8 protein-coding genes are annotated in these 12,781 nt (G+C 46.3%); 6 read left to right on the top strand and 2 right to left on the bottom strand.

What is annotated here, in order from left to right; all coding sequences use genetic code 11:
* Nucleotides 1–225: 225 nt before the first annotated feature.
* The 5 genes from QUA62_RS06190 to QUA62_RS06170 all read left to right on the top strand — a co-directional run bounded on the left by QUA62_RS06190 (nucleotide 226) and on the right by QUA62_RS06170 (nucleotide 9,630).
* Entirely contained in the window at nucleotides 226–429 is a 204-nt protein-coding gene (locus tag QUA62_RS06190) for a hypothetical protein (RefSeq protein ID WP_333403057.1), read from the top strand.
* A 324-nt stretch (nucleotides 430–753) separates the two neighbouring features.
* Nucleotides 754–1,266 (top strand): hypothetical protein, encoded by a 513-nt coding sequence (locus QUA62_RS06185; RefSeq protein WP_190658518.1) that lies wholly within the window; start codon nucleotides 754–756, stop codon nucleotides 1,264–1,266.
* Nucleotides 1,267–1,489: 223 nt separating this feature from the next.
* Nucleotides 1,490–3,523, top strand: a complete 2,034-nt coding sequence (locus QUA62_RS06180) for an ABC transporter ATP-binding protein (RefSeq protein ID WP_333403055.1) — start codon at nucleotides 1,490–1,492, stop codon at nucleotides 3,521–3,523.
* Nucleotides 3,524–4,188: 665 nt separating this feature from the next.
* On the top strand, nucleotides 4,189–8,136 hold the full coding sequence (locus tag QUA62_RS06175; protein ID WP_333403053.1) for a GAF domain-containing protein: 3,948 nt from the start codon (nucleotides 4,189–4,191) through the stop codon (nucleotides 8,134–8,136).
* Between the two features lie 195 nt (nucleotides 8,137–8,331).
* Nucleotides 8,332–9,630 (top strand): cytochrome P450, encoded by a 1,299-nt coding sequence (locus QUA62_RS06170; RefSeq protein WP_333403051.1) that lies wholly within the window; start codon nucleotides 8,332–8,334, stop codon nucleotides 9,628–9,630.
* 102 nt (nucleotides 9,631–9,732) lie between these two features.
* Here QUA62_RS06170 and QUA62_RS06165 read toward each other — a convergent pair whose 3' ends face one another.
* Nucleotides 9,733–10,338 carry a chorismate lyase gene (locus tag QUA62_RS06165; protein WP_333280972.1) on the bottom strand — a complete coding sequence of 202 codons (606 nt, stop codon included), beginning with the start codon at nucleotides 10,336–10,338 and terminating at the stop codon, nucleotides 9,733–9,735.
* 178 nt (nucleotides 10,339–10,516) lie between these two features.
* Here QUA62_RS06165 and QUA62_RS06160 point away from each other — a divergent pair, with 178 nt between their 5' ends.
* Nucleotides 10,517–12,136: an NAD(P)/FAD-dependent oxidoreductase gene (locus tag QUA62_RS06160; protein ID WP_333403049.1), complete on the top strand. Its 1,620-nt coding sequence runs from the start codon at nucleotides 10,517–10,519 to the stop codon at nucleotides 12,134–12,136.
* Nucleotides 12,137–12,205: 69 nt separating this feature from the next.
* Here the strand turns inward: QUA62_RS06160 and QUA62_RS06155 are convergent, their stop codons facing one another.
* Nucleotides 12,206–12,757, bottom strand: coding sequence for an acireductone dioxygenase (locus QUA62_RS06155; RefSeq protein ID WP_333403047.1), 552 nt, complete (start codon nucleotides 12,755–12,757; stop codon nucleotides 12,206–12,208).
* Nucleotides 12,758–12,781 lie beyond the last annotated feature (24 nt).

Here is a 12,781-nt window from a genome sequence, read left to right as displayed (position 1 = left end):
ACAATCAGTTGACGTGCCATAACTTATCACCTCTAAACAGTATCTTTATTCTATGCAACTTCATGTAAAATTGGTATCAGTGTATTTATGATATTATTTGTGCTGAGCAAGGTCATACCCTCAAAGATGAGTAGGGTGCTGGTGCAAGAAAAATCATAATTTTTGGGTATCGATCGCACACTGCAACAAGTCGTTAGAAAAACCTGCCCGGGAGAAAACAAAAACATGACGAACGACGGCAACCAAAAAGCTGAACCGCCGGAAAGCGAAGATTCAAAAGATTTGGACGGTATGGCGAAAGCTTTTCTTGTGAGCGTGGCTTGGTCTTACGCAGAGGCATTGGAGCGAACGAAACGATCGCAAAATCCACAGGAACCAGCGCCGGAATCTCCGACAGAACAAGTCGAACGCGATCCTGAAAAAAATTAATGAAAGACTATTAATGCGATCGATTTGCCCAACTATCTGTGCGATCGAACGCAATAGTCAGTTCGCTGTTTTGAGTTAAGAACAATCAACTCAGAACAGCGAACTGTGCAGCTAAAAGCGGATTTGTATTGGATTTTACAATAAAAAATTGAAAGCCCCGTGACCCTTCAACAAGCTCAGGAAAAGCTTTAGTCCGGTGATGACAACTGCGTTGCAGGTGTGAACCTCAAGCTATATCTATTCTTAAAAGAGATTTAAACTAAACAAAGTACGGTTTTACCGCTACAGTGTACAAAACAAATAACTAATTTTTAGATCGGTCTCATGTCTAATTCAAAAATGATTGGCAAAGCGATCGCAGGTGGCCTTTGCTTCGGCATCCTCGCCAGCTTCAACGCTTCACACGGCCCCGCATCCGCAGCAGCACCAATAATTGCCCAAGAAACAGCAGCCCCGGCCGCTAGCAGCATCGACAAGCAACTCCTAGGCCAATGGCAAGGCACAGTCCCCTCCGGTCAGTCTTTCACCTTCATCTTTGCCCCAGAAGGCAAATTGTTCCTCATGGCTAAAGGCCCGGACGGAGCCGCCCGGGCCAAAGAAATGAGGTACAAAGTTAATCTCGGTGAAAAACCGATGCACATTGATGTCGGTCTCAGCAGCACAGAAACCGTTCAGACTGTTTTTGAGTTGACTCCCGAAGGTCAAATGCGCCTTCAGTTGCAAGGCACCAATCCCGGAGAGGCGAGACCTAATTCCTTAAACGAACAGGCAACCGTGTTTAAAAAGGTCTCCGAGGCCACTGCACTGCCTGCTGACACTCAAGTCATCGGTTTTTGAGGAAAATTATTGGCAGCCAGAAGGCACTCCAGTAGTTCTGAGTTTTGAGTTTTAAGTTATAAACCATTTAAAATTCAAAACTCATCCACGGCGAAGCGTTGCGAAGAATGTTAGCTTTCGCCGTCGGTTATCCAAAGCAATCTTAAAATCTTCCTACTGCCTTCTGCCTTCAACAGGCCCTGCTACAATCCACTTAATCTCCATTTAACTGCCATAGACCTCCATGAGTGAAACCGTCCTAGAAGTTCGCAACCTGCGGGTTCAATTTCAATCTGCGGACGCAGGCGATGCGTCTGCAACCGTCAAAGCGGTTGACGGCATTTCGTTTGAGGTCAAGCGAGGGCAAACTCTGGGCATCGTGGGAGAGTCGGGGTCGGGAAAATCGGTAACATCCCTCGCTGTTATGGGTTTGCTGTCGAGCTCGTCAACGAAAATCGACGGCGAAATTTGGTTTTATTCGACAAAAGACGGTGCTAGCAAGGGGCCTGTGAATCTGCTGGAAATGCCGGACAGGGAAAAACAAACATACCGGGGCAGCCAGATTGCGACGATTTTTCAAGAGCCGATGAGTTCGCTAAATCCCGTTTATACGATCGGATTTCAACTCACAGAAGCCATTTGTTTGCACCAACAGGTGTCGCAGACAGAAGCGCGGCGCCAAGCTGCTTCTCTGCTGCAAGAAGTGAAGCTGCTACCGGGCGACGATGAGCTCAGGCAGCGGTGTTTGACTTTGCGACAAGAGCATTCCCGGGCTGCTGCGGGGAATCAAGCAGTTATAGAGGACGATCGCGATTTGATGCAGCTCGTCAACGGCCAAAAACAAGCTATGCTCGATCGCTATCCCCACGAACTCTCAGGCGGTCAAATCCAGCGCGTGATGATTGCAATGGCAATTTCTTGCAATCCAACTTTATTAATTGCTGATGAACCTACCACGGCTTTGGACGTAACCGTGCAGGCAACAATCTTAGCTTTGCTGCGGGAGTTGCGGGACTCTAGAGGCATGGCAATGATTTTTATTACCCACGATTTGGGCGTCATTGCGGAAATTGGCGATACGGTGGCGGTGATGTACCGAGGCAAGATTGTTGAGTGCGGTGCGATCGAACAAATTTTTAGCAATCCCCAACATCCTTACACAAAAGGTTTATTAGCTTGCCGCCCAACTCTCGATCGGCAACTGCGCCGCTTGCCGACAGTTTCCGATTTTATGGATGTCACCACAAATGCTAGCGGCGAATTAGTAATTGTCGAGAAAAATGCCGATTTAGACGGCGAAAACAGCGGGGGAAATCCCGCTTTTGTAACAGGAAAACCGCCTCGGCTGCCGCATATTTCCGGCCCTTTGCTAGCTGTTAATAACTTGCGCGTCGGTTTTCCGGTGCAGGGGATGTTTGGCGAAACTCAACGCTTGTTTATGGCGGTAAACGATATTTCTTTTGAGGTTTACCCGGGCGAGACTTTGGGTTTGGTGGGCGAGTCGGGCTGCGGCAAATCAACTTTGGCGAGAGCTTTGCTGCAATTAATTCCGGCGGCCAGCGGTAAAGTGTTTTTTGAAGGCCAAGAAATTACGCCTCCTGCGAAAAGTAGTTCCGCATCGCAGTGGATGGCTAATTATCGGATGCAAAAAGAGTACGATCGCAAATTGCGGTGGCTGCGGCGCGATATGCAAATTATTTTTCAAGACCCTTTTAGTTCTCTCGATCCGCGCCTAAATGTTGGGGATGCGGTGATGGAACCGATGGTGATTCACCGTTTTGGTAAGAACCAGAAAGAACAGCGCGATCGCGCTGCTTATTTGTTGGAGAGAGTGGGTTTAAATCCCGATTTCATGCGGCGCTACCCTCACGAGTTTTCGGGCGGACAGCGGCAGCGAATTTGTATTGCTAGAGCTTTGGCTTTGAATCCTAAGTTTATTATTTGCGATGAGTCGGTTTCGGCATTAGATGTGTCGGTGCAGGCGCAAGTTTTAAATTTGCTGAAGGAGTTGCAAACAGAGTTTGGACTGACTTATATTTTTATTTCTCACGATTTGAGCGTGGTCAAGTTTATGAGCGATCGCGCGATCGTCATGAACAAAGGTAAAATCGAAGAAATTGGCACTGCCGAGCGCATTTACCGCCAACCGCAACAAGCTTACACGCGGCAACTTATAGCTTCTATTCCAGCAGGGAATTTGGAGCGAATTCGGCAACAGCAACTAGGTCGCCAAGCTGCTTGGCCCCCATCGCCTGCGGATGAATCGAAACAGGTTTGAGCTCTAGTGTTTTAAACTGGTATCAATTACCAATTGCCCGTTACCAATTACCAATTACTAATTAGCCATTACGCGCGAACATCTCGGTCAACGAAAAACTGCTACGAAGATTTTTTTCATTTTATCTTCACAAATTAGCAGTTTATTTTTATTTTAAATTCATAATTTATGGTCAAATTCAACCTGCTTGAACTTGACTCATATTCCGGGTTTATCAACCCACAGCCAGGGCGATCCGCGCAGTATTTTCCTAAATCAAACCCAGTTATTTCTACACAAAAAAAGTTGGGTATAACACGCTAGTCTAACGCGGTAAGCAGCTTCAGGGGCAGCCTACATAATTAGGTTCTGCACCTAGGAGTGCGAGTTTCTGCGCCCAAGACTAGCTAAATTAGGCCAAATGTCCAATGCCTAACAGCAATATCTAAGGCAGTATTATAGATAAACTCTCTCTCTGAGTCGGAAAAATTATAAAATGTGCACCCCAGCTAAAAAGAGATTGCTCGCTACTGCCGTAAATACACTTAGTTATCGGGTGGTTTTGCGTAAATTTACGTATATTCTTAAATGCTAGAGCTTGCCAAGAAGGAAATTTTTACAATATTTCAACCTCTTTATTGTAATTTTTAAATCAGGAAAAGTCCAAGTTAATATCGAGTCAAAAAATGAAACACTCACTTCAACTCGAAGCCTCAAAAAACGCTAAAGTGTTTAACTTACTGCCAGGGTTTTTAATAAAAATCCGAGAAGCCTTCACTAGAATACAAAAGGTAGAAAGCAGAAAGCAGGATGAAAAAACCAGATTAGCGACGATCGCCCCTGGCAGTGTCTTCTCAATTTTGATAATTGTACTGCTTGTCTTAAACGGGTTGCTCGTAGCTGGCAGCGGTGATAATTTCTACGATAGCCAACTCGCCCTGGGATTTTTGGGAGTAGCAAATATTGTCTTTTTGGGGGTATCGGCGCGCTCAAACGCCTCTTGGGTCCTAGCGCGCAACGATCGCCCATCCACCGAACCCAACGGAAGCGATCGGTTTTTTAGCCTGTCGCTAGATATGCTGTGCGTCCTTAGTTTTGACGGTTATGTAACACTCATCAACCCAGCAGCAGAAAAAATGCTCGGCTATGCACCAAGAGAAATGATTGGCGAACTATTCCTTGAATTCGTGCATCCAGACGATCGCGAAGCTACTTTAAAAGAAGCTGAAAGTATTGCTGCGGGGAATAATACCGTTGGGTTTGAAAACCGCTGGCGCTGTCGCAACGGTTCTTACAAGTGGATAGCCTGGACTGCTACCCGTTTCTGCGAGGAAGAATTGATCTATGGTGTCGGCCGCGACATTACCGCTCAAAAACAAGCAGAAGCAGCGCTGCAAGAGAGTCAGCGTTTTGTTGAGCGAATTGCCAATACCAGTCCAAATCTTCTCTATGTTTACGACGAAACCGAGCAGCGAAATGTCTACAGCAACCGCGAAATCGCTGACACCCTCGGCTATACCCCCGAAGAAGTTAAAAAAATGGGTAGCAGTCTGTTACCTACCATTATCCACCCTGAGGATTTAGCTAAATTTCCCGAATATTGGCAGCAATTAGAAAATGCTCCCGACGGCGAAGTTATTGAGTACGAATATCGGGTACGCGATCGACAGAATTGTTGGCACTGGTTAGTCAGCCGGAATATAGTATTTAGCAGAACAAAGGAGGGAAAAATTCAGCAGCGTCTCGGTGCTGCTACGGACATTACAGAGCGCAAAAGAGCAGAACAAGCTTTAGCAGAACAACTTAAACTTTCTGTATTTACAGCAGATGTGGGAATTGCTCTGACTCAAAACCAGACTTTGTTTGCAACTTTGCAATATTGCGCCGATGCAGTTATGCGCCATTTGGATGCTGCCTTTGCTCGGATTTGGACGCTGAATGAAGAGGAGAATGTATTGGAACTGGAAGCAAGCGCGGGGATATATACTGGCATTGACGGCGCTTATACCCGCATTCCTGTCGGCGAGTTCAAGATTGGTTTAATCGCCCTGGAGCGAAAACCTCACATCACTAATTCTGTGCAAGAAGATCCCCGACTCCACGACAAAGAATGGGCCTCACGAGAAGGAATGGTGGCTTTTGCTGGATACCCGCTAATTGTTGACAATCAGTTGCTGGGAGTAATAGCGATGTTTGCTCGCCAGGAGTTGAAGGAATCAACGCTGGTTGCTTTGGCCTCGGTAGCAGATGCGATCGCCCTGGGAATTAAGCGCAAACAAACAGAAGAAGCTCTCGCCATACAAAAGCAAACTTTGAGGGCAATTATTGACAACGCTCCGATTTGGGTGTGGCTGACTGACACTAAAGGCAAGATGCTGTTGGTTAACAAAACTTTTTGCGAATCAGTGAACGTTCCTGAAGAAAGATTTTTGGCAGCTTCTCACACTTCAGAAATTTTGGGAGCGGAAGCATTTGCTAACTGTATGGCATCTGACGTGCAAGTTTGGAGTCAAGATACTCCTTTTTATGCTGATGAAGTTATGCAGTTTGCTGACGGTAACAATCACCATTTAGAGGTGATTAAAGCTAAGGTAAAAGATGCCAACGGCAGCGCGATCGGCTTAATTGGCTTGGGTTTGGACGTTACAAAACAAAAAGAATCTCAAATACAGTTGCAACAGTCGGAAGCGAGATTCCGTAAATTAGCGGAGCAGGAAGCGCTGGTAAACCAGCTAGCTAGCAATATCCGGGAATCTCTGGACTTAGATACTATTTTAGCAACAACCGTGCAGCAAATTCGCGATTTGCTGCAACTCGATCGCTGTCTGTTTTTTTGGTATTTGCCCCACGAGTCATCACCAGTTTGGGATGTGATCTCCGAGGCAAAAAATACCGATTTACACTCGCTCTTGGGTTTATATTCTGTCAATCCAACTGCTTCTCTCGCTGAGCAGATTGGGAATTTAGAAATAATTCGTATCGACGATGTTGATGCATTAACCGATGCAGCAGAACGGGAATTTTTAAGGTATGTAGGTCTCAATTCTCTGCTGGACATTCCCGTTCAAACACAGTCGGGTAAAATTGGCGCGATCCTCTGCGGTGCTTGCAGCGGGGTGCGGCTGTGGAGAGATGAAGAAGTGGAATTATTAATGGCAGTAGGAACTCAATTGGCGATCGCAATTAATCAAGCCGAACTTTACGAAAAATCTCGCCTCGCCGCCGCCGAATCAAAAGCAGCAGCAATGCAGCAAAAATTGCTCAACCAGCTAGGCAGTCAAATCCGCGCTTCTCTCGATTTAGATACTATCTTGGCGACAACTGTGCAGCAGATTCGCCACTTGCTGCAACTCGATCGCTGTCTGTTTATGTGGTATACGCCCGATGCCGAGACGGCTGCTTGGGATGTCGTCCACGAAGCTAAAAATGATGACTTGCTACCGCTTTTGGGTTATTACCCTGCTGAGGTAACGGGGACGCTGGCGCAAAAAATCGCTAATTTGGAAATCTATCAAATAGATGATGTTGCAGCTTTCAGCGATCCAGTAGAAAGGGAATTCTTTTTGCAGGTGGGTTACAAATCTGTCTTGAATTTGCCGGTTAAGAGTGCAGGGGGTTTAACTGGAGTTGTTGGCTGCACTTCTTGCCACGAGGTGCACAGGTGGACAAAAGACGAAGTGGACTTGCTATCGGCAATTTGCGATCAATTGTCGATCGCCATCAGTCAATCCGAACTCTACACTCAAAGCGTCGATTCAGCTCGGATAGCACAAGAACAAGCTGCCAAACTCGAAGTAACTCTGTGCGAACTCCAGCAAGCTCAAACTCAACTCGTGCAGGCAGAAAAAATGTCGAGTCTCGGTCAGATGGTAGCAGGAATTGCCCACGAAATCAATAACCCGGTCAGCTTTATTTTCGGCAATCTTACCTACACAGAAGAATACACCACAAACCTAATGAAACTCCTGCAAATGTATCGAAATGAATACCCAGAACCTTCTCCAGCTCTTCAGGAGGAAATAGAGGTGTTAGAAATGGATTTCTTGCTAGAGGACTTGCCGAAAATGCTGTCTTCTATGCAGATGGGAGCTACTCGCATCCGGGATATCGTGAGGAGTTTGCGGAATTTCTCTCGCCTTGATGAATCTGACATGAAAAAGGTTAACATTCACGAAGGCATCGACAGCACATTGATGATTTTAGAACACCGTCTGAAAGTTCAGCCCGAGCGCCCAGCAATTCAAGTCGTTAAAGAATACGGACAATTGCCGCTGGTGGAGTGCTACGCCGGACTGTTGAATCAGGTGTTTATGAATATTATCGCTAACGCTATTGACGCTTTACAAGAACCGCTAGAAAATCCGGGAGTTATCCGCATTCGTACAGAGGTAGAAGGTACTTTCGCTCTGATTAAAATTGCTGATAACGGTGCAGGTATCACCGATCAAGTCAAGCAGCGGATATTTGACCCGTTCTATACTACAAAACCGATCGGTTCGGGTACTGGGATGGGTTTAGCGATTTCCCACTCAATTATAGTCGAAAAACATAAAGGTGAAATCAATTGTATTTCCGCTCTAGCGAAAGGAACTGAATTTACGATTAAGATTCCGCTTAAAAGCACAAAATTTTAAAATATGTTTGTAGGAAAAATCACTAAGGTGAGTTAGTGGGAAAAACTAGAATTTTTTGTACTAACCTTAAGATTGGCGCATCCTACAGACTACACACAGATAATAGTTATTTTACCCAAAACTTGTAGGGTACATATTGCGTAGCCTACAACTAAAATTGATATGATATTAAAAATCTAAAATCTAAAATCTAAAATGGCATTACCTCCCGGCAGTTTCGGTTTACCCCTAATTGGCGATAGTATCAACTTTTTGCAAGATTCCCAATTTGCCAAAAAACGCCACCAGCAGTACGGGCCCATTTTCAAAACCAGCATTTTCGGACAGCCTACAGTTTTTATGTGCGGCCCGGAGGCGAATTTATTTGTTTTAAGCAATGAGAACCAATATTTTGTTGTTGATTTTCCTCCGAGCGCGAAAGCGCTTTTAGGGCCGCTTTCCTTGGCGTTGCAAACGGGTGCTAACCACCAAAATCGGCGCAAGTTGCTGTACCAAGCATTTCAACCACGGGCGCTGGCTGGCTACATCGACGCGATGGAAGAGATCACTCAGCGCTATTTACAAAGATGGGCCAAAATGGAGACACTTACTTGGTATCCCGAACTGAGAAATTATACTTTTGATGTTGCGGGTAAGTTGTTGGTTGGGATTGATAATGGTTCGGAAACGGCGCTAGGAAATTATTTTGAAAATTGGTCTAAAGGTTTATTTTCGATTCCTTTAGATTTGCCTTGGAGTCAGTTTGGGAAATCTAAAAAGAGCAGAAATTTACTGTTACCAGAACTGGAAAATATTATTCGCGATCGCCAACAAGGAGCCCCTAGCGGCAATGATGCTTTGAGTTTGCTGATTTCCGCTCGCGATGATGAGGGAAAGGGTTTGAGTTTGGAGGAGTTGAAAGATCAAGTGCTGCTGCTGTTGTTTGCGGGACACGAAACTCTAACTTCGGCGATCGCCTCTTTTTGTCTTGTCCTGGCTCAACATCCCGATGTGATGGCAAAAGTGCGGGCCGAACAGCAGCAGTTCCCCGCTACGGAACCCCTAACATTGGAACAACTCAAACAAATGACCTATTTAGAACAGGTGCTACGAGAAGTGCTGCGTTTAGTTCCACCCGTGGGAGGTGTTTTTCGGACAGTCATTAATGCTTGTGAGTTTGGCGGCTATGAAATTCCTAAAGGTTGGAGTGTGCTTTCTGAAATTAATCAAACCCATGAGGATAGTGAAGTTTATCCTGAACCCGATCGCTTCGACCCCGATCGATTTAACTCGGAGCGATCGGCTAAACCTTTCAGCTACGTGCCCTTTGGCGGCGGTTTGCGGGAATGTTTGGGCAAAGAATTTGCCCGGTTAGAGATGAAGTTGTTTGCGGCAAAGATTGTTCGGGAGTACGAGTGGGATCTGTTACCGGATCAAGATTTGAATTTGATCACAGTACCGATTCCTCATCCGCGCGACGGTTTGCGAGTGAAATTTCGTCGGAACTATTTTTAAGAACAGGCAAGATGCCTGTTCCACAATCGGTAAATTTTCTTGTGGGGCGTTGCTCCTAGCCCCCCCTGAAAGCCTGATTCATAATAGTGCAAGAGCTCAGTCTCAATCCACATCCAATTGCATCGGCCCCAAATACTTAGTTAAATAAGGAGAAAAAACCTCATAAATCAGAGTCAATGGCTTACCATGATGCCAAAACAAATAGTGTCGCCCCCAAAAAGGGCCCGACTCTTCAAACGCTGATTCCAAAGCAGCCGAATCACCGCAATAAATCCCTTGCACATCCCGATACAATTCCGTCCGCAGTCGCGCTAAACTGGCCCAAATTGGCAAAGATTTATTTTGTAAATATTCGTCTACGTGGCTCGCTTCCCACCAAGAAGTCGCATAGGCTAAACGCTGTCCAGAAGCAGTTCGCAGCCACACTTGTCGGCGCAGCCGCGGCCCCGGAACCGCGACAATTTGCTGGGGCGCGCCGTCTGCGTCTTCACCCACTAAAGACATATCGATCACATCTACTTCAGTGGGTTCCCCTGTCAGCAGTTGCAGGTGACGGGTGGGGGAACCGTCGCCCAAGAGCAGTATTTGCCACGCCGGTGCGAGCTTGGTGTGGGGCAAACCCTTTTGTACTGCGTCTTCTGCTCCTTCCCACAGGGGGTTGAGAGCGTGCCAGGTTCGGCTGTTTTTAGGTGTGAATGTTGCAGTCAAGGGTCTTTACAAAACTTAATTTTTTGTTTATTATAACGCTTCTTCAATTATCCACTCAAAAATTAAAAATTGATCGACCGAGGACGATCGCCCATAGGATGTCCGGTTAAATAGTTATAATACTTCTGTTCGGGATTTTTATTCTTCCTTCTTCCTTCTTCCTTCTTCCTTCCACTATATGTTACGAATAACCGAAATAAAACTCCCCCTCGATCATCCTGAAGATGCGATCGCTAGCGCCATTCTCAAAAAGCTGCAAATTCCCCCCGAAGAATTACTCAGCTATTCGATCTTCAAGCGCAGCTACGATGCTCGTAAAAAAGCAGAAATCCTCCTTGTCTATATTGTGGATGTAGAGACGACACAGGAAAAGCAACTTCTCCAACGCTTCAAAAAAGATCCTCATGTAATGGTGACACCAGACACGAGTTATCGCTATGTAGCCAAAGCCCCCAGCAATTTGACGATTCGCCCCATTGTGATTGGTACAGGGCCGTGCGGTATGTTTGCGGGTCTGATGCTGGCACAAATGGGGTTTCGCCCCATCCTTTTAGAACGCGGAAAAGCAGTGCGCGATCGCACGGTTGATACCTTTGGATTTTGGAAGAAAAAAGCAGAATTCAACCCTGAATCTAACGCTCAGTTTGGCGAAGGTGGTGCGGGTACTTTTTCCGATGGCAAACTCTACAGCCAAGTTAAAGATCCTCAGCATTATGGGCGGAAGGTGCTGACGGAACTTGTGAATGCAGGAGCTTCACCGGAAATTTTATATATTAATAAACCGCATATTGGCACGTTCAAGCTGGTGGGAATTGTCCAAAGTCTACGCGCCCAAATTGAAACATTAGGCGGAGAAATTCGGTTTCAAAGTCGTGTAGAAGATATCCACATCGAAAAGGGAAAAGTGCAGGGACTTACCCTCGCCAGCGGAGAATATATTGCTAGTAATTATATAGTTCTGGCGGTGGGACACAGCGCCCGCGATACTTTTGAAATGTTGTTTTCGCGCGGGGTTTACATTGAGCCTAAACCTTTTTCCATTGGTTTTCGGGTGGAACATCCCCAAACTATCATCGATCGCTGTCGTTTTGGCGATCGGGCGGGCCATAAGCTTTTGGGTGCCGCCGATTACAAACTGGTTCACCATTGCCAAAACAATCGTTCTGTGTATAGTTTCTGTATGTGTCCCGGTGGTTTGGTAGTGGCGGCTGCGTCAGAACCGGGGCGAGTTGTCACTAATGGGATGAGTCAATATTCTCGCAATGAACGCAATGCTAACAGCGGAATTGTGGTGGGTATCACGCCGGAAGATTATCCGGGTCATCCCTTAGCCGGAATTGAGTTTCAACGTCGCTTAGAAGAAGGGGCATTTGAGTTAGGAGGTTGCACTTACAACGCCCCTGGGCAGCTTGTGGGGGATTTTTTGGCGAATCGCCCTTCCAGGGCGCTAGGCAGTGTGCAGCCGTCTTATACGCCGGGAGTTGTGATGACTGATTTGAGCGAAAGTTTGCCAGATTATGCGATCGCAGCTATCCGCGAAGCACTTCCGGCTTTTGACAAACAGATTAAAGGATTTGCGATGGATGATGCGGTTTTGACAGGGGTGGAAACGCGCACTTCTTCACCAATTCGGATTAAACGCAAAGATGATTATCAGAGTTTGAATACAGAAGGTCTTTATCCTGCTGGGGAAGGTGCAGGATATGCGGGTGGAATCCTGTCGGCGGGGATTGATGGGATTAAGGTGGCGGAGGCGGTTGCTTTGAGCATATTGCAATCTTCAAACCACAAAATTTGAGGCTGGATTTGAGGATTTTTAGATGATTTGAAGATTGCCGTCAACCGTCAACTCTCAACTGTCAACTGTTCAAACAGCAGCTAAACGCGATCGAATTTCGGTATCGGTATACTCAGGCGTCCAGCCTTCTTTGGTGGTAAAATAGCGCACCGCTTTAATTTTCCGGGCTGCTGTCAAATAAAACCAGTGTTCTGTATTCGCCGGCACGTTGATAAATTCTTCCGGCTGCACTGTGAGTTCGACTTGGCTACCGTCGGGACGGACGAAGCCGAAAATGCCCTCACCTGCTACGATATAGCGGACTTCATCATCGGCGTGGATGTGGCACTGGTTGAATTTGGACAGCAAGGTGTCGATGTTGGGAATGTCTGGGTGCAGTACAATTAAGTCGCGATCCTGATAGCCTGCACTTTCCGACAACTGGTGAAAGTAGCCGTCGAGGGCTTGCAGCACTTGCTCTTTTTGATTGTCGTCAAGAGCATCTTTAGCTAACAAATTTTGAATTTCAGCGCTGTCACCCACGGGCCAGCGGTTGAGTTGAATGTTTAAGGAAGCGAGTTCTCGGGTAATGTCGCTTTGTTGAGTGTAGGTTGTACCGTTTTCGAGTCGCAGGATAGCCATTTTTGCACGTTCCAATTTTTGGGT

This window comes from Microcoleus sp. MON1_C1 (genome assembly GCF_036701945.1).
Classification (GTDB): domain Bacteria; phylum Cyanobacteriota; class Cyanobacteriia; order Cyanobacteriales; family Microcoleaceae; genus Microcoleus.
The sequence above is the reverse complement of the archived record's forward strand: the minus strand, read 5'-3'. Positions and strand labels throughout refer to the sequence as shown.